The organism is Escherichia sp. KTE52 (genome assembly GCF_000408325.1).
Taxonomy (GTDB): domain Bacteria; phylum Pseudomonadota; class Gammaproteobacteria; order Enterobacterales; family Enterobacteriaceae; genus Escherichia; species Escherichia marmotae.
Genome location: NZ_KE138677.1, coordinates 304,159 through 321,928, shown reverse-complemented (window position 1 = coordinate 321,928; position 17,770 = coordinate 304,159). Strand labels below are relative to the sequence as shown.

General features: G+C 48.0%; 19 protein-coding genes and 1 tRNA gene. 15 read left to right on the top strand and 5 right to left on the bottom strand.

Translation table 11 applies throughout. The features are described from left to right. Positions 1 to 5 precede the first annotated feature (5 nt). Together A1SC_RS15545 and yecA are read left to right on the top strand one after the other, a co-directional pair. A tRNA-Leu gene (locus A1SC_RS15545) sits at positions 6 to 92 on the top strand. Positions 93 to 286: 194 nt separating this feature from the next. Then, positions 287 to 952, top strand: coding sequence for a UPF0149 family protein YecA (gene yecA, locus A1SC_RS15550; RefSeq protein WP_000847906.1), 666 nt, complete (start codon positions 287 to 289; stop codon positions 950 to 952). 56 nt (positions 953 to 1,008) lie between these two features. On the opposite strand, the gene tyrP is transcribed toward yecA, so the two are convergent. After that, entirely contained in the window at positions 1,009 to 2,220 is a 1,212-nt protein-coding gene (gene tyrP, locus A1SC_RS15555; protein ID WP_000797551.1) for a tyrosine transporter TyrP, read from the bottom strand. 190 nt (positions 2,221 to 2,410) lie between these two features. Here tyrP and A1SC_RS15560 point away from each other — a divergent pair, with 190 nt between their 5' ends. Beyond that, a complete protein-coding gene (locus tag A1SC_RS15560; RefSeq protein WP_000443798.1) occupies positions 2,411 to 2,650 on the top strand; it encodes a YecH family metal-binding protein in 240 nt (79 codons plus the stop codon). Between the two features lie 37 nt (positions 2,651 to 2,687). Here A1SC_RS15560 and ftnA read toward each other — a convergent pair whose 3' ends face one another. Together ftnA and yecR are read right to left on the bottom strand one after the other, a co-directional pair. Continuing rightward, the gene (gene ftnA / locus A1SC_RS15565; RefSeq protein ID WP_000917208.1) at positions 2,688 to 3,185 is read right to left on the bottom strand and encodes a non-heme ferritin; all 498 of its coding nucleotides are present in this window, start codon (positions 3,183 to 3,185) and stop codon (positions 2,688 to 2,690) included. A gap of 178 nt (positions 3,186 to 3,363) precedes the next feature. Then, complete coding sequence (gene yecR / locus A1SC_RS15570; protein ID WP_000681531.1) at positions 3,364 to 3,687, bottom strand: YecR family lipoprotein; 324 nt, start codon at positions 3,685 to 3,687, stop codon at positions 3,364 to 3,366. Between the two features lie 263 nt (positions 3,688 to 3,950). Here yecR and azuC point away from each other — a divergent pair, with 263 nt between their 5' ends. Both azuC and yecJ read left to right on the top strand, forming a co-directional pair. After that, entirely contained in the window at positions 3,951 to 4,037 is an 87-nt protein-coding gene (gene azuC / locus A1SC_RS24490; protein WP_010723106.1) for a stress response protein AzuC, read from the top strand. A gap of 112 nt (positions 4,038 to 4,149) precedes the next feature. Further along, positions 4,150 to 4,401 carry a DUF2766 family protein YecJ gene (gene yecJ / locus A1SC_RS15575; protein ID WP_000082115.1) on the top strand — a complete coding sequence of 84 codons (252 nt, stop codon included), beginning with the start codon at positions 4,150 to 4,152 and terminating at the stop codon, positions 4,399 to 4,401. 84 nt (positions 4,402 to 4,485) lie between these two features. Here yecJ and A1SC_RS15580 read toward each other — a convergent pair whose 3' ends face one another. Next, positions 4,486 to 4,989: a non-heme ferritin-like protein gene (locus A1SC_RS15580; RefSeq protein ID WP_000246123.1), complete on the bottom strand. Its 504-nt coding sequence runs from the start codon at positions 4,987 to 4,989 to the stop codon at positions 4,486 to 4,488. A gap of 783 nt (positions 4,990 to 5,772) precedes the next feature. Here A1SC_RS15580 and araF point away from each other — a divergent pair. From araF to otsA, 5 genes are all read left to right on the top strand, one after another. After that, positions 5,773 to 6,762 (top strand): arabinose ABC transporter substrate-binding protein AraF, encoded by a 990-nt coding sequence (gene araF, locus A1SC_RS15585; RefSeq protein ID WP_000548681.1) that lies wholly within the window; start codon positions 5,773 to 5,775, stop codon positions 6,760 to 6,762. Positions 6,763 to 6,831: 69 nt separating this feature from the next. After that, positions 6,832 to 8,346: an arabinose ABC transporter ATP-binding protein AraG gene (araG, locus tag A1SC_RS15590; protein WP_001187777.1), complete on the top strand. Its 1,515-nt coding sequence runs from the start codon at positions 6,832 to 6,834 to the stop codon at positions 8,344 to 8,346. A gap of 14 nt (positions 8,347 to 8,360) precedes the next feature. Then, the gene (gene araH, locus A1SC_RS15595; protein WP_000100211.1) at positions 8,361 to 9,347 is read left to right on the top strand and encodes an arabinose ABC transporter permease AraH; all 987 of its coding nucleotides are present in this window, start codon (positions 8,361 to 8,363) and stop codon (positions 9,345 to 9,347) included. 163 nt (positions 9,348 to 9,510) lie between these two features. Further along, complete coding sequence (gene otsB, locus A1SC_RS15600) at positions 9,511 to 10,314, top strand: trehalose-phosphatase (RefSeq protein WP_000138763.1); 804 nt, start codon at positions 9,511 to 9,513, stop codon at positions 10,312 to 10,314. Continuing rightward, positions 10,289 to 11,713, top strand: a complete 1,425-nt coding sequence (otsA, locus tag A1SC_RS15605; protein WP_001516559.1) for an alpha,alpha-trehalose-phosphate synthase — start codon at positions 10,289 to 10,291, stop codon at positions 11,711 to 11,713. The genes otsB and otsA overlap by 26 nt, the downstream gene beginning before the upstream one ends. Positions 11,714 to 11,719: 6 nt before the next feature. Here otsA and uspC read toward each other — a convergent pair whose 3' ends face one another. Further along, positions 11,720 to 12,148 (bottom strand): universal stress protein UspC, encoded by a 429-nt coding sequence (gene uspC / locus A1SC_RS15610; RefSeq protein WP_000122662.1) that lies wholly within the window; start codon positions 12,146 to 12,148, stop codon positions 11,720 to 11,722. Positions 12,149 to 12,926: 778 nt separating this feature from the next. Between uspC and flhD the strand changes: the two genes are divergently transcribed. The 5 genes from flhD to cheA all read left to right on the top strand — a co-directional run bounded on the left by flhD (position 12,927) and on the right by cheA (position 17,762). Continuing rightward, the gene (flhD, locus tag A1SC_RS15615) at positions 12,927 to 13,277 is read left to right on the top strand and encodes a flagellar transcriptional regulator FlhD (RefSeq protein ID WP_001516558.1); all 351 of its coding nucleotides are present in this window, start codon (positions 12,927 to 12,929) and stop codon (positions 13,275 to 13,277) included. Positions 13,278 to 13,279: 2 nt separating this feature from the next. Beyond that, entirely contained in the window at positions 13,280 to 13,858 is a 579-nt protein-coding gene (gene flhC, locus A1SC_RS15620; protein ID WP_016248815.1) for a flagellar transcriptional regulator FlhC, read from the top strand. Between the two features lie 124 nt (positions 13,859 to 13,982). Then, positions 13,983 to 14,870: a flagellar motor stator protein MotA gene (motA, locus tag A1SC_RS15625; RefSeq protein WP_000906344.1), complete on the top strand. Its 888-nt coding sequence runs from the start codon at positions 13,983 to 13,985 to the stop codon at positions 14,868 to 14,870. After that, the gene (gene motB, locus A1SC_RS15630) at positions 14,867 to 15,793 is read left to right on the top strand and encodes a flagellar motor protein MotB (RefSeq protein ID WP_000788500.1); all 927 of its coding nucleotides are present in this window, start codon (positions 14,867 to 14,869) and stop codon (positions 15,791 to 15,793) included. Before motA ends, motB begins: the two co-directional genes overlap by 4 nt. Before the next feature lie 4 nt (positions 15,794 to 15,797). Then, the gene (gene cheA, locus A1SC_RS15635) at positions 15,798 to 17,762 is read left to right on the top strand and encodes a chemotaxis protein CheA (RefSeq protein WP_001516557.1); all 1,965 of its coding nucleotides are present in this window, start codon (positions 15,798 to 15,800) and stop codon (positions 17,760 to 17,762) included. Positions 17,763 to 17,770: the final 8 nt, after the last annotated feature.

Below are 17,770 nucleotides of genomic sequence, written 5' to 3'. Positions count from 1 at the left end.
CCCGAGCCCGGATGGTGGAATCGGTAGACACAAGGGATTTAAAATCCCTCGGCGTTCGCGCTGTGCGGGTTCAAGTCCCGCTCCGGGTACCATGGGAAAGATGAGAATAAAATCAAAGCAATAAGCAGTGTCGTGAAACCACCTTCGGGTGGTTTTTTTGTGTCTGCAACTTGTCGTTACACCCCTCTTATTTTTAATCACCGGGTAATCCACTCAAAAAGTATCTCTCTGCCAGACCGACATGTAAGATAGGCGCTGGCGAGTCGAGATCCACAAGGAAAAGCGTATGAAAACTGGACCGTTAAACGAAAGTGAGTTGGAATGGCTGGATGATATCCTGACCAAATACAACACTGAACACGCCATCCTTGATGTGGCTGAGCTGGACGGTTTATTGACGGCGGTGTTGAGTTCTCCGCAAGAAATTGAACCAGAACAGTGGCTGGTTGCTGTCTGGGGCGGGGCGGATTATGTGCCGCGCTGGGCGTCAGAAAAAGAGATGACGCGCTTTATGAATCTGGCTTTTCAACATATGGCCGATACCGCAGAACGTCTGAACGAATTTCCTGAGCAGTTTGAACCGTTGTTTGGCCTGCGAGAAGTTGACGGTAGCGAGCTGACGATTGTTGAGGAGTGGTGCTTTGGCTATATGCGTGGCGTTGCCCTCGCTGACTGGTCGGCATTGCCAGATTCGTTAAAACCGGCGCTTGAGGCGATAGCTCTACACGGTACAGAAGAAAACTTTGCGCGGGTAGAGAAGTTGTCGCCAGAAGCATTTGAAGAAAGCGTAGAAGCCATTCGACTGGCAGCGCTTGATTTACATGCTTACTGGATGGCGCATCCGCAGGAAAAACCTGTTCAGCAACCGATCAAAGCAGAAGAAAAGCCGGGCCGTAACGATCCTTGTCCGTGCGGCAGTGGTAAGAAATTTAAGCAGTGCTGCCTGCATTAAGAGGGCATATTGGGTGCTGGAGATGTTTCCGGCACCCAACGTTGTTATCAAGGCGATTATCCCACTTCGGGTAACAATCCTGCCGCAATCAAAAATTGCACACCAATCACGCCAATGCCGCAGAGAAACACTAACACCAGCGCCGGACGGCCACCTTTCACTCGATAAGCAGCTTGTGGATTATGCTTTCTGCTCTGCCAGGTCAGCAGGGAAGGGATAATTAACGCCAGCACCGCCAGCGCCACACCGGCGTAACCCAGCGCCATCACAAAGCCACGTGGGTAAAACAGCGCAAACGCCAGCGGCGGCAGAAAAGTAATTGCACCAGTTTGCAGTCGCCCTCCAACGGTATTTGAACGCTGAAACAAATCTGCCAGATAATCAAATAAGCCTAACGCTACGCCGAGAAAGGATGTTGCGAGGGCTAAGTCAGCAAATAAATGCACCGCCAGTTCGACATGCGGTGAGGCCACCACTTCGCGTAACGCCTGTAACAGTCCGTTTAACCCGGCATGATTAGCCAGCAGCCCCATAAAGGTTGTTGAATCAATGCTGCCCAGCGTCGCCAGTTGCCAGAAGATATACGCTACCAGGGGGATCGCACTACCAGTAATAAACACCCAGCGCAGCTTGCGAATGTTGCCATCCATATAACTAACGATGCTCGGCACACTACCGTGGAAGCCAAACGAGGTAAAAATTACCGGGATCGCAGACAACGCAAGTCCTTGTTGCAGCGGCAGGGTTAAAAGATTCATTTTATGAATATGCGGCAACAGCAGTACCAGCATCACCACCAGAAAAATAATTTTGGCGCTAAACAGAAAGCGGTTAAACAAATCGACCAGCGACGTCCCGACACAAACCACACCACCGGCAACAAAAGTGAACAACAACACGCCAGCGGTTGCCGACACTGGAATGCCTGTCCAGTCGCTGATGCTGGAGGCAAGTAATTCACCTGCACCGCTGATGTACGCCGCCGTCAGGGCATACATTAAAAACATCATACTGAAGCCAGTCAGCCACTGCCCATAACGCCCCAGATAGCGCTTTGCCAGCGTGCCCAGACCGGTGTCTGCCGGGACATGCTGGTACACCTCCAGCAGTAACAGCGCTGTGTAGCACATCAATGCCCAAAGCCCAATCAATAAGATTAACGTGACGCTAAAACCGACACCTGCCGCTGCCAGCGGCATTGCCAGCATACCCGCGCCAATTGTGGTTCCTGCCACGATAAAAACACTTCCCAGAGTTCTGTTTTTCACGCTTTCTTCTGTCCTGACGATCTTTATAAGTGATATCTGCGGCGCAGGTTAAGGCATTCTACATTTTTCGTCAAATCGACGTTACATTAGATGTAAATAAAACTGTACGATAAAATGCATTCAGAACTGCGCTGGCGCAAAGCCTTGATGAGCGGCTATCGCTACGCTATGCCTTTTTTGAGGAGGAACGATGGAATCTATTCACGGTCATGAAGTGTTAAATATGATGATTGAATCAGGTGAGCAATATACGCACGCCAGTCTGGAGGCGGCGATTAAAGCGCGTTTTGGTGAACAGGCGCGTTTTCATACCTGCTCAGCAGAAGGGATGACTGCGGGCGAGTTGGTGGCGTTTCTGGCGGCGAAAGGTAAATTTATTCCCAGCGAAGAAGGGTTCTCAACCGATACAAGTAAAATTTGCCGTCACTGATATGCAACGGCGGCAGAAAATCTGCCGCCGGAGAAGATTAGTTTTGCGTGTCGAGGGTAGAGAGTTCTTTATCGATGAAATAAAGACCTTCGCCGCTTTTACCTGCCAGGCTTAATTTATCAATAATCGATTTGAACAATTTCTCTTCTTCATGTTGCTCAGAAACATACCATTGCAGGAAATTAAATGTCGGGTAATCCTGATTGGTCATGGCAGCATGAGCCAGTTCGTTAATTTTCTGCGTGATTAATTGTTCATGCTTATAAGTTTCCTGGAATAATTCATCAAGTGAAGAATATTCAGCAAACGGGGATTCAACAGTATTAATACGCGGTAAGTTTCCGGTATCGGTCAGATAGTCAAACAGACGCTGCATATGCGTCATCTCTTCCTGGGCGTGACGGCGCAGAAACGCGGCCGCGCCTTCAAAGGTATGGTAGCTGCACCAGGCGCTCATTTGTTGATAAAGCAGTGAAGAGTACAGTTCCAGGTTCATCTGCTCATTGAGTTTTTCAATCATTTCTGGTTTCAGCATGATAGTGCTCCACAAAGGTTATTTTTGTTTCTGTGGCGCCACTATAATTTGTTATTTTATTATTTGCAAAAGGTAAAATATTAAATTCAATTATTAAAAATACGAATGGGAATAAAACGCATTACTGCTATTTATGGCATCAATTAACCAGCGAAGCCTCCCTCGCTGATTAAGGTCTTTATTGATAAGTCGAGGGTATTAAAATTTGGCACTGATACGACAGTGTAAATTCCGTATTCAGACATAACGACCCCGCAAACACACTACAGTTACTTACAGGTTGCCCAAACGCAATGGCGCGGGTAAACCCTGCCTGCTGACATGCACGTTGCGCTATTTCCTGATTGAGATAGCTGTCAGTACGGGCGTTTTGTAAAAATGCCTGATCGTAAACGAGGCGCACAATACCGCTCGTGGCGTTGACTTCGCTCAATTGAGCCTGACGAGTTACGGTGCAGCCCGCTAATGTTAAAAGTGAAAGAACAATTATCAGATGTTTCATGTCACTGCCTGAAGAGGAAGAAGAAACAGGTATTGTACTTGCGGATACGACCAGGCTATGGACAGAAAAGACGACGGATCGGTGCTATTCCTTGCTTTTTCCAGAGGTCAGACAGTTAGCGGTGACTTTATGGTTATCATTTTTATAACATTAAAGGGGTATTTGTGTGATTCAGATCACATAAAGATTGATTTTTGTGATGATTGTCATATTATAAGTGCAAAGACGATAACACCTGCATAACAAATGGTCGGAGTGCCGCGATGAAACTGCGCAAAATCCTGAAAAGTATGTTTAATAACTATTGCAAGACGTTCAAAGATGTACCGCCAGGCAATATGTTCAGATAACAAGAAACCTGCTCCGGCAGGTTTTTTGTATCCTGAGGACGGTGGATGTGACTATCGCTGAAGAAGTGAAGCCGCTACTATATCGGCTTTCAAATGCTATCAGGAGTTTACAATGTCCCAGCCGCTGAATGCCGATCAGGAACTGGTTTCTGATGTTGTCGCTTGCCAGTTGGTGATCAAACAAATTCTCGACGTACTCGATGTGATTGCACCTGTTGAGGTTCGTGAAAAAATGTCTGGCCAGTTGAAGAATATTGATTTTACTAACCATCCCGCCGCAGCCGATCCGGTTACGATGCGTGCTATCCAGAAAGCTATCGCATTGATTGAACTCAAGTTTACCCCACAAAGTGAATCCCATTAAAAAAACCGCTGCTTCAAGAGTATGAAGCAGCGGTTTTCTCAACAATTTTTATATCCGGCGCGTGATTTAAGGCGTCGATTTTTATTAGTGTATCTGATGCGACACAACATTAAGAACATGCTGGTCGGTCTGGACAGGGCACATACCGGCACGTTTCGCGCTGCGTACTTCATCAAGAATGGTTTGCAGTAACAGGCCATCGTGCTGCTGTTCTTTTTCCAGATCGCGCAGGAAATCGACGGTTGAATCATCATTCAATTCTTTAGCTTCATCGGCTAATTGTGCCAGCTTGCTTGAACGCTGCTCGTATTCTTCCATCGTTTTTTGGAAGAGTTCTTCCAGAGAGTTAAGCTTTTCACCTGGCACATCAATAGCTTTAACGATGGGCGTCGCGCCGATACTTTTCATAAAATTAAACATGCGCATCATTTGGGTCACGTTACTCTGTGCCTGGGCGCGAAGGAAAGTAGCGGTGCCATTCAGACTTTGTTCAGAACACCAGTTGCTCAGGTGAAGGTAGAGATTGGATGCGTAAAACTCGCGGTTCATTTGGGTGTTGAGTTTGAGAAGCATTCCAGTGGTTGCCATACCTAATATCCTTATATCCAGAAGACGTGAGGTGCAAGATGAATCAAAACACCGTAATTACTGTTTGCAGAATAATTCCTTTCTGCATGTCCGAAATGTGATCGTGGAGTCAATTCTGACGATGATCTGAAATAAGCATAACGTCTGAACGAATATAAGAAAATCCTTAAATCACCAAGTTTATAATTTTTTACATTTCATTGATAAGAGCAATGGGTTTGCAATAATTGTCAATGCTGTGCATTTGTGTATCTCATTGATATTAAATTAAAATATTAATGACATGATGACGATGTGATATTTTAAAACTTTTCCTGACTATGAGAGGTGGCTCTCATTATCGATTTACTCATTAATTAATGATGGTGGTGATAATTAACGCCGAAATGAATTTTGTACAAGCGCTTACCCATTTTACCATTCAGCTTAAAATGGACAGACTTCTGTCCGGTAATAATTAGATTAAAAAAAAGACACTCCAGACCACTCAACGCATACCACAAGGACTTCCAGGCTAATGTCATGGACTAATCTGCTAATGCACTTTTTATTTGTCAGACAATTGTTGTTTCCAGTATGTCATTTCTCGCTAAATTCATGCACGTTCTGACTGTAATTCTGCGATGTGATATTGCTCTCCTATGGAGAATTAATTTCTCGCTAAAACTATGCCAACACGGCCAATTATCTTTTCGTTAAAGGTAATGCTTTGTTTTCCGATTAAATTAACTAAAGTTCTTAGTTTTTACCCTACAAAAAATGATGCTAAAGCTGGAGATAACCATGCACAAATTTACTAAAGCTCTTGCGGCCATCGGTCTGGCTGCTGTTATGTCACAATCCGCTATGGCAGAAAACCTGAAACTCGGTTTCCTGGTAAAGCAACCCGAAGAGCCGTGGTTCCAGACCGAATGGAAATTTGCCGATAAAGCCGGGAAAGATTTAGGCTTTGAAGTTATTAAGATTGCCGTACCGGATGGTGAAAAAACGCTGAACGCTATCGACAGCCTGGCGGCCAGTGGCGCGAAAGGATTTGTCATTTGTACGCCAGACCCGAAATTGGGTTCCGCTATTGTGGCGAAAGCACGTGGCTATGGTATGAAAGTTATTGCCGTGGATGATCAGTTTGTAAATGCCAAAGGTAAGCCGATGGATACCGTGCCGTTGGTGATGATGGCGGCGACCAAAATTGGCGAGCGTCAGGGCCAGGAACTGTATAAAGAGATGCAGAAACGAGGTTGGGATGTAAAAGAAAGTGCCGTAATGGCGATTACAGCTAACGAACTGGATACCGCTCGTCGTCGTACTACAGGCTCTATGGACGCGCTGAAAGCTGCCGGATTCCCGGAAAAACAAATTTATCAGGTTCCTACCAAATCTAACGATATCCCGGGGGCATTTGACGCCGCCAACTCCATGCTGGTTCAGCATCCTGAAGTTAAACACTGGCTGATCGTCGGGATGAACGATAGCACTGTGCTTGGCGGCGTGCGCGCGACGGAAGGTCAGGGCTTTAAAGCGGCAGATATCATCGGTATCGGTATCAACGGCGTGGATGCAGTAAGCGAGTTGTCCAAAGCCCAGGCTACCGGTTTCTACGGTTCACTGCTGCCAAGCCCGGACGTACATGGTTATAAGTCCAGCGAAATGCTCTACAACTGGGTAGCGAAAGACGCAGAACCACCGAAATTCACTGAAGTTACCGATGTCGTTCTGATTACGCGCGACAACTTTAAAGAAGAACTGGAGAAAAAAGGGTTAGGCGGTAAGTAATCTGCCGAAAAAATTCCCCTCTGCGTGATGCAGAGGGGGTGTGAATGACCAGTGATTCACGGAGACGTTATGCAACAGTCTACCCCGTATCTCTCATTTCGCGGCATTGGTAAAACCTTTCCCGGCGTTAAGGCGCTTACGGACATCAGTTTTGACTGCTATGCCGGTCAGGTTCATGCGTTGATGGGTGAAAATGGTGCCGGTAAATCAACACTCTTAAAAATCCTTAGCGGCAACTATGCGCCAACCACGGGTTCTGTCGCAATTAGCGGACAGGAAATATCCTTTTCCGACACTACCGCTGCGCTTAACGCGGGGGTTGCGATTATTTACCAGGAACTGCATCTCGTGCCGGAAATGACCGTCGCGGAAAATATTTATCTCGGCCAGCTTCCTCATAAAGGCGGCATAGTGAATCGTTCGCTGCTGAACTATGAAGCGGGTTTACAACTTAAACATCTGGGGATGGATATTGACCCCGGTACGCCACTGAAATATCTCTCCATCGGCCAGTGGCAGATGGTTGAAATAGCCAAAGCGCTGGCGCGTAACGCCAAAATTATCGCCTTTGATGAGCCAACCAGTTCTCTGTCGGCACGAGAAATTGACAACCTTTTCCGCGTCATTCGTGAACTGCGAAAAGAGGGGCGAGTGATCTTATACGTTTCTCACCGTATGGAAGAAATATTTGCCCTAAGTGACGCTATTACCGTCTTCAAAGATGGGCGTTATGTCAAAACCTTCACTGATATGCAGCAAGTAAATCATGAGTCACTGGTACAGGCGATGGTTGGTCGCGATCTCGGTGATATCTACGGCTGGCAACCGCGCAGCTATGGTGAGGAGCGGCTGCGTCTGGATGCAGTGAAAGCACCAGGTGTACGCACGCCAATAAGCCTGACTGTTCGCAGTGGCGAAATCGTCGGTCTGTTTGGGCTGGTAGGGGCAGGGCGTAGCGAATTAATGAAAGGTATGTTTGGCGGTACGCAAATCACTGCCGGTCAGGTTTATATCGACCAAAGGCCGATCGATATCCGTAAACCGGGCCACGCTATTGCTGCTGGCATGATGCTCTGCCCGGAAGATCGCAAAGCGGAAGGCATTATTCCGGTGCATTCCGTTCGTGACAATATCAACATCAGCGCCCGTCGCAAGCATGTGCTCGGCGGTTGTGTGATCAACAACGGCTGGGAAGAAAACAATGCTGATCACCACATTCGTTCGCTCAACATCAAAACGCCGGGCGCAGAGCAACTGATCATGAATCTCTCTGGTGGTAATCAGCAAAAAGCCATTCTTGGGCGCTGGTTATCGGAAGATATGAAGGTCATTTTGCTGGATGAACCAACGCGCGGCATTGATGTGGGCGCTAAGCACGAAATTTACAACGTGATTTATACGCTGGCGGCGCAGGGCGTGGCGGTGCTGTTTGCCTCCAGCGATCTGCCCGAAGTCCTTGGCGTAGCCGATCGTATTGTCGTTATGCGTGAGGGCGAAATCGCCGGTGAATTGCTACACGAACAGGCAGATGAGCGTCAGGCACTAAGCCTTGCTATGCCTAAAGTCAGCCAGGCTGTTGCCTGAGTAAGGAGAGTATGATGTCTTCTGTTTCTACATCGGGGTCTGGCGCGCCTAAGTCGTCATTCAGCCTCGGCCGTATCTGGGATCAGTACGGTATGCTGGTGGTGTTTGCGGTGCTGTTTATCGCCTGTGCCATTTTTGTACCGAACTTTGCCACCTTCATTAATATGAAAGGTCTCGGGCTGGCAATCTCCATGTCGGGAATGGTGGCTTGCGGCATGTTGTTCTGCCTCGCTTCGGGGGACTTTGACCTTTCCGTCGCTTCGGTAATTGCCTGCGCAGGTGTCACGACGGCGGTGGTTATCAATCTGACCGAAAGCCTGTGGATTGGCGTGGCGGCAGGCTTGCTGCTGGGCGTCCTCTGTGGTCTGGTGAATGGTTTTGTTATCGCCAAACTAAAAATCAACGCCTTGATTACGACGCTGGCGACGATGCAGATTGTTCGTGGTCTGGCGTACATCATTTCTGATGGTAAAGCGGTCGGTATCGAAGATGAAAGTTTCTTTGCTCTTGGTTATGCCAACTGGTTCGGCCTGCCTGCGCCAATCTGGCTTACGGTGGCTTGTCTGATTGTCTTCGGTTTGCTGCTGAACAAAACCACCTTTGGGCGCAACACGCTGGCGATTGGTGGTAATGAAGAGGCGGCGCGTCTGGCTGGTGTACCCGTTGTCCGCACCAAAATCATTATCTTTGTTCTCTCTGGTCTGGTATCGGCAATTGCCGGGATTGTTCTGGCTTCACGTATGACCAGCGGTCAGCCGATGACTTCGATAGGCTATGAGTTGATTGTTATCTCCGCCTGCGTTTTAGGCGGCGTTTCTCTGAAAGGTGGCATCGGAAAAATCTCATATGTAGTGGCGGGTATCTTAATTTTAGGCACTGTAGAAAACGCCATGAACCTGCTCAATATTTCTCCGTTTGCGCAGTACGTTGTCCGTGGCTTAATCCTGCTGGCGGCGGTGATCTTCGACCGTTATAAGCAAAAAGCGAAACGCACTGTCTGATGTTTTTTTCAGCATAAATTTAGTTCGACTTTCCTCCACAGCCAACCGCCACAAAGGTTGGCTGTTCTTTTTTGCAAATGGCGAGCTACGTCACACTGTCTATACTTACATGTCTGTAAAGCGCGTTCTGCGCGAACTATAAAAAGATAAGGAGGAGTACCGGGTGACAGAACCGTTAACCGAACCCCCTGAACTATCCGCGAAATATGCCTGGTTTTTTGATCTCGATGGAACGCTGGCGGAAATCAAACCGCATCCTGATCAGGTCGTCGTGCCTGACACTATTCTGCAAGGACTTCAGCTACTGGCAACCGCAAGTGATGGTGCATTGGCATTGATATCAGGGCGCTCAATGGTGGAACTTGACGCACTGGCAAAACCTTATCGCTTCCCGTTAGCGGGCGTGCATGGGGCGGAGCGCCGTGACATCAATGGTAAAACGCATATCGTTCACCTGCCGGAAGCGATTGCTCGTGATATTAGTGTGCAACTGCATACGGCGATTGCCCAACTTTCCGGCACGGAGCTGGAATCCAAAGGGATGGCGTTTGCACTGCATTATCGTCAGGCACCGCAGCATGAAGACGCCTTATTGACGTTAGCGCAACGTATTACTCAGATTTGGCCGCAAATGGCATTACAACAGGGAAAGTGTGTCGTCGAGATTAAACCGCGAGGCACCAGTAAAGGGGAGGCTATTGCTGCATTTATGCAGGAAGTTCCCTTCATCGGTCGGAAGCCGGTGTTTCTGGGCGATGATTTAACCGATGAATCTGGCTTCGCGGTTATTAATCGACTGGGGGGAATGTCAGTAAAAATTGGTACAGGCGCAACCCAGGCATCATGGCGGCTGGCGGGCGTGCCGGATGTCTGGGGCTGGCTTGAATTGATAACCAACGCATTACAAAAACAAAAAAGAGAAAATAACAGGAGTGATGACTATGAGTCGTTTAGTCGTAGTATCTAACCGAATTGCACCACCAGACGAGCACGCCGCCAGTGCCGGTGGCCTTGCTGTCGGCATACTGGGGGCACTGAAAACTGCAGGTGGACTGTGGTTTGGCTGGAGTGGCGAAACAGGGAATGAGGATCAGCCGCTAAAAAAGGTGAAAAAAGGAAATATTACCTGGGCCTCTTTTAACCTCAGTGAAAAAGATCTCGACGAATACTACAACCAATTCTCCAATGCCGTTCTCTGGCCGGCATTCCATTACCGACTCGATCTGGTGCAATTTCAGCGTTCAGCGTGGGAAGGCTATTTACGCGTGAATGCGTTACTGGCAGACAAATTACTGCCGCTGCTGGAAGATGATGACATTATCTGGATCCACGATTATCACTTGTTGCCATTTGCGCAGGAATTACGTAAACGCGGCGTGAACAATCGCATCGGTTTCTTCCTGCATATTCCTTTTCCGACACCGGAAATCTTTAATGCGCTACCAATTTATGACACATTGCTGGAACAGCTTTGTGATTATGATTTGCTGGGGTTTCAGACAGAAAACGATCGTCTGGCGTTCCTGGATTGCCTTTCCAACTTGACGCGGGTCACGACACGTAGCTCGCGCAATCACACGGCCTGGGGCAAAGCATTTCGTACAGAAGTTTACCCGATTGGTATTGAACCGGATGAGATTGCTAAACAGGCTGCCGGGCCGCTACCGGCAAAACTGGCGCAATTAAAAGCGGAACTGAAAAATGTGCAGAATATCTTTTCTGTCGAGCGGCTGGATTATTCCAAAGGTTTGCCAGAACGTTTTCTTGCTTATGAAGCGCTGCTGGAAAAATATCCGCAACATCATGGTAAAATTCGTTATACCCAGATTGCGCCGACCTCGCGTGGTGATGTGCAAGCGTATCAGGATATTCGTCATCAGTTGGAAAATGAAGCCGGGAGAATTAACGGTAAATATGGGCAATTAGGCTGGACGCCGCTTTATTATCTGAATCAGCATTTTGATCGTAAATTATTGATGAAAATCTTCCGCTATTCCGATGTCGGGTTAGTGACGCCGCTGCGTGATGGGATGAATCTGGTCGCAAAAGAGTATGTCGCCGCTCAGGATCCTGCAAATCCGGGCGTACTGGTACTTTCTCAGTTTGCCGGTGCGGCAAACGAACTGACGTCAGCGCTAATTGTTAACCCATACGATCGTGATGAAGTCGCGGCGGCGCTCAATCGGGCGTTGAGCATGTCGCTGGCGGAACGTATTTCCCGCCATGCAGAAATGCTGGAAGTTATTATCAAAAACGATATTAAACACTGGCAGGAGTGCTTTATCCGCGACCTAAAGCAGGTAGTACCGCGAAGCGCGGAAAGTCAGCAACGCGATAAAGTCGCTACCTTTCCAAAGCTGGCGTAAGTGGAATTAATCCCCTTTAAGTGGAACTAACAGCACATCAACCTCACTTGAGGCAATCACACTTTTCGCTGAGCAGGACGCTCGCGAAAAGAAACTGTGATTATGGTTACCGCAAATCACCAAATCGAACTTATGTTTACGGCATACTGCCAGAATATGTTCGCTTAACTCTCCGTAAGCAATAAATGTCTCTTCTACCGGATATCCCGCATCCTGAATTAATTTATCAAGAAAGTTTTGTGTTTCTTCCTGCATCACGCTGCGTAAATCTTCAAGCATCGGCGCGGCTAATTGATTGAACATTTCCGGGTCGGAAGCAAGAGTGATTAAACTTATGCGCCCATTTACCGGACGGGCGATAGAAACCGCTTTTGCTAACAGTTGCTGACTTTCTGGTGAGACAGCAACAGCAACAAGAATATTGGTATAGCTCATAACCTGCTCCTTATTCTGTGAACTTCAGGTGTTATTACAGCTTTACTCTGAATGAGGTACTGATGCAATAACAACTCAGTCAAAACAGTAAATATTAGGCTGGTTATTAGTAAGTGAGGCTAATTAATAACGTACAGTTATCACATGATTACAGATGAGGTTATAAAAACTAAAATTATCAATTCCCCGTATAGAACAAATGGATAATATTTATAGAACATTGTTGTAACATATGAGATGTTCCCGGATTTATTTTCACTTGAAGAAACTCATGTTATGTAACTCTCTGTTTGAAAATAAGTTATAGGAGGTGAATATATTTATTTTATATGTAGCAGGTGGTTATTTACGGTGATTTATATTAACAGTGCGCAACATCATCATTTTATCTACCCACTTCATTTTTGAAGCCAGGCAAGCTGAAAAACTTTTTAACAGAATGAAATATGACCAAAACAAAAGTATGACTTATACATTAATGTTAAGTAATTGATTGTTTTGTGTGATCTGAGTCACACATTATCGAAAATCGCAACACCGCTCCGTTGTATGTGTGAGTGGTGACGAGTACAGTTGCGTCGAATTAGGAAAAATCTTAGATAAGTGTAAAAAACACTGTTCTCTGTAAGGGATTGTTTCATCTCTTACACTGCCTGTGTGTTTTTTCGTTGATCGCAACTATTCCATTGTTCTTTACTTTTTACCGGGATTTCCCGGCGACATCACGGGGTGCGGTGATACCGCATAAAAATAAAGTTAGTTATTCTGGATGGGAATAATGCATACCTCCGAGTTGCTGAAACATATTTATGACATTAATTTGTCATATTTACTTCTTGCACAACGTCTGATCGTTCAGGACAAAGCGTCCGCCATGTTTCGTCTCGGTATTAATGAAGAAATGGCAACAACGTTAGCGACGCTGACTCTTCCTCAAATGGTTAAACTGGCAGAAACCAATCAACTGATTTGCCATTTCCGCTTTGACAGCCACCAGACTATTAATCAGCTAACGCAGGATTCCCGCGTTGACGATCTCCAGCAAGTTCATACCGGCATCATGCTATCTACGCGTTTGTTGAATGATGTTAATCAGCCCGAAGAAGTGCTACGTAAAAAAAGGGCCTGACAATGAGCGAAAAAAGCATTGTTCAGGAAGCCCGGGATATTCAACTGGCAATGGAGTTGATCACCCTTGGCGCTCGTTTGCAGATGCTGGAAAGTGAAACACAATTAAGTCGTGGACGGCTGATCAAACTCTATAAAGAACTGCGCGGAAGCCCCCCACCGAAAGGCATGTTGCCATTCTCCACCGACTGGTTTATGACCTGGGAACAAAATGTTCATGCGTCGATGTTTTGTAATGCATGGCAGTTTTTACTGAAAACAGGGTTATGTAACGGCGTCGATGCAGTGATCAAAGCCTATCGTTTATACCTCGAACAGTGTCCGCAAGCCGAAGACGGTCCGCTACTGGCGTTGACCCGTGCCTGGACACTGGTGCGATTTGTTGAAAGTGGTTTACTACAACTTTCCAGTTGCAAATGTTGCGGCGGTAATTTTATCACCCATGCCCATCAGCCTGTTGGCAGCTTTGCCTGCAGCTTATGTCAACCGCCATCACGTGCGGTAAAAAGACGTAAACTTTCTCAAAACCCTGCCGATATTATCCCTCAACTGCTGGATGAACAGAGAGTACAGGCTGTTTAACTCACACGATGTGGCGAAACACTCCAGCAGCGGTAAGTGATTGCCGCTGCTTTTTTTTCCCAACGGTAAGTTAGCGTCTGACGACTGAACATCCTGTCATGGTCAACAGTGAAAGGATGATGTCGTGCTTATCTTATTAGGTTACCTGGTTGTTCTCGGTACAGTTTTCGGCGGTTATTTGATGACCGGCGGAAGCCTTGGAGCACTCTATCAACCCGCTGAACTGGTGATTATTGCCGGTGCAGGTATTGGGTCGTTTATTGTCGGTAACAACGGTAAAGCAATCAAAGGCACGCTCAAAGCGCTGCCGTTACTGTTTCGCCGCTCCAAATACACCAAAGCGATGTATATGGATCTGCTGGCACTGCTTTACCGACTCATGGCGAAATCGCGACAGATGGGCATGTTTTCGCTGGAGCGCGATATTGAAAACCCCCGCGAAAGCGAGATCTTCGCCAGTTATCCCCGCATCCTCGCGGATACCGTTATGCTTGATTTTATCGTTGATTATCTGCGCCTGATCATCAGTGGCCATATGAATACCTTCGAAATCGAAGCGCTGATGGATGAAGAAATTGAAACCCACGAAAGCGAGTCGGAAGTTCCCGCTAACAGCCTGGCGCTGGTCGGTGACTCGCTCCCGGCATTTGGTATTGTCGCGGCAGTGATGGGGGTGGTTCACGCGCTGGGATCGGCTGACCGGCCTGCCGCCGAACTGGGGGCGCTGATTGCTCATGCGATGGTAGGGACTTTCCTCGGTATCTTACTGGCTTACGGATTTATTTCCCCACTGGCGAGTGTTTTGCGCCAGAAAAGCGCAGAGACCAGCAAAATGATGCAATGCGTCAAAGTCATACTGCTTTCTAATCTGAACGGTTATGCACCGCCAATTGCCGTTGAATTTGGTCGTAAAACGCTCTACTCCAGTGAACGACCATCGTTTGTTGAGCTGGAAGAACACGTTCGCGCGGTAAAAAATCCGCAACAGCAGACGACAACCGAGGAAGTATGAAGAATCACGCGCACCCAATAATTGTCGTCAAACGACGCAAAGCAAAAAGCCACGGCTCGGCGCATGGATCGTGGAAGATTGCTTATGCTGACTTTATGACCGCGATGATGGCTTTTTTTCTGGTGATGTGGCTGATCTCCATTTCCAGCCCAAAAGAGCTGATACAGATAGCGGAATATTTCCGCACGCCGTTGGCGACCGCGGTAACGGGTGGTGATCGCATTTCTAATAGCGAAAGCCCAATTCCCGGCGGCGGTGATGATTACACTCAGAGTCAGGGAGAAGTGAATAAGCAGCCGGACATTGAAGAACTGAAAAAACGCATGGAGCAAAGTCGGTTGCGGAAATTGCGTGGCGATCTCGACCAGCTTATAGAGTCAGACCCGAAACTACGGGCGCTGCGTCCACATCTCAAAATCGATCTGGTACAGGAAGGTTTACGCATTCAGATTATCGACAGCCAGAATCGCCCGATGTTTAAAACCGGCAGTGCTGACGTCGAACCCTATATGCGCGACATTCTGCGGAGTATTGCGCCAGTGCTGAATGGTATTCCTAACCGTATCAGTCTCTCCGGTCATACCGATGATTTCCCTTACGCCAATGGTGAGCAAAGCTACAGCAACTGGGAGCTTTCTGCCGAACGCGCTAATGCGTCGCGCCGTGAGCTAATGGTGGGGGGGCTGGCTGATGGCAAAATTCTGCGCGTCGTCGGCATGGCGGCGACCATGCGTTTAAGCGATCGCGGACCTGATGATGCTGTCAACCGTCGAATCAGTCTGCTGGTCCTGAACAGACAGGCCGAGCAGGCCATTTTGCATGAAAACGCTGAAAGCCAGAATGAGCCGGTAAGTGTACTGGAAAAAACTGGGGGCGCTCCGCAGGTCAGTGTTCCCACAATGCCATCAGCCGAACCGAGGTGACAGCGTGAGCATGGATATAAGCGATTTTTATCAGACATTTTTTGATGAAGCGGACGAATTGTTGGCCGATATGGAGCAACATCTGCTGGATTTGCAGCCAGAAGCGCCAGATGCCGAACAATTGAATGCTATCTTTCGTGCGGCCCATTCCATCAAAGGAGGGGCAGGAACTTTTGGTTTTACCGTGTTACAGAAAACCACGCATCTGATGGAAAACCTGCTCGATGAAGCCAGACGCGGTGAGATGCAGCTTAATACCGACATTATCAATCTGTTTTTGGAAACGAAAGATATCATGCAGGAACAGCTCGACGCTTATAAACAGTCGCAAGAGCCGGATGCCGCCAGCTTCGATTATATCTGCCAGGCCTTGCGTCAACTGGCATTAGAAGCGAAAGGCGAAACGGTGCCCGCAGTGACCCGGTTAAGTGTGGTTGCCAAAAGTGAACCGCAAAATGAGCAGAGTAACAGTGAGTCGCCGCGACGAATTATCCTTTCACGCCTGAAGGCGGATGAAGTCGATCTGCTGGAAGACGAACTGGAGCAGTTGACCACATTAACTGACGTGGTTAAAGGTGCGGATTCATTATCTGCAACAATGTCGGGAGATATTGCGGAAGACGACATTACCGCCGTGCTCTGTTTTGTGATTGAAGCCGATCAGATTGCCTTTGAAGCGGTAGAGCCTGCACCAACAGTATCGACCCCGCCAGTGCTGGAACTGGCCGCAACAGAAGCACCAGCCGGACGCGTAGAGCGGGAAAAAACGACGCGCGGTAGCGAATCGACCAGCATCCGTGTGGCGGTAGAAAAGGTTGATCAACTGATAAACCTGGTCGGTGAACTGGTCATCACCCAGTCAATGCTCGCTCAGCGCTCCAGTGAACTGGACCCGGTAAATCATGGGGATTTGATTACCAGCATGGGGCAGTTACAACGTAACGCCCGTGATTTGCAGGAATCGGTGATGTCGATTCGTATGATGCCGATGGAATATGTCTTTAGCCGCTATCCGCGGCTGGTGCGCGACCTGGCGGGTAAACTCGGCAAACAAGTAGAACTCACGCTTATAGGCAGCTCCACCGAACTCGACAAGAGTCTGATAGAACGCATTATCGATCCGCTGACCCACCTGGTACGCAACAGCCTTGACCACGGTATAGAACTGCCGGAAAAACGCCTCGCCGCAGGTAAAAATAGCGTCGGAAATTTGATCCTGTCAGCCGAACATCAGGGCGGTAACATCTGCATCGAAGTGACCGACGATGGCGCGGGACTAAATCGTGAGCGGATTCTGGCAAAAGCCGCCTCGCAAGGGCTGCCTGTCAGCGACAACATGAGCGACGACGAAGTGGCGATGTTGATATTTGCTCCGGGTTTTTCCACGGCGGAGCAGGTTACCGATGTTTCCGGGCGTGGCGTCGGCATGGATGTCGTTAAACGTAATATCCAGGAGATGGGCGGCCATGTCGAAATCAAGTCGAAGCCGGGCACAGGTACAACGATCCGCATTTTACTACCGCTGACACTGGCGATCCTCGACGGTATGTCCGTGCGCGTTGCTGATGAAGTTTTCATTCTGCCGCTGAATGCTGTCATGGAATCACTGCAACCCCGTGAAGTCGATCTGCATCCGCTGGCAGGTGGCGAGCGGGTACTTGAAGTGCGTGGTGAATATCTGCCAATAGTCGAACTGTGGAAAGTGTTTAATGTCGCTGGTGCGAAAACTGAAGCCACCCAGGGGATTGTCGTGATCCTGCAAAGTGGTGGTCGTCGTTATGCCTTGCTGGTGGATCAATTAATTGGTCAACACCAGGTGGTGGTGAAAAACCTTGAAAGTAACTATCGCAAAATTCCTGGAATATCCGCCGCAACAATTCTTGGCGACGGAAGCGTAGCACTGATTGTTGATGTCTCAGCCTTGCAGGCAATAAACCGCGAACAATGTATGGCGAACACCGCCGCCTGATTGAGTAA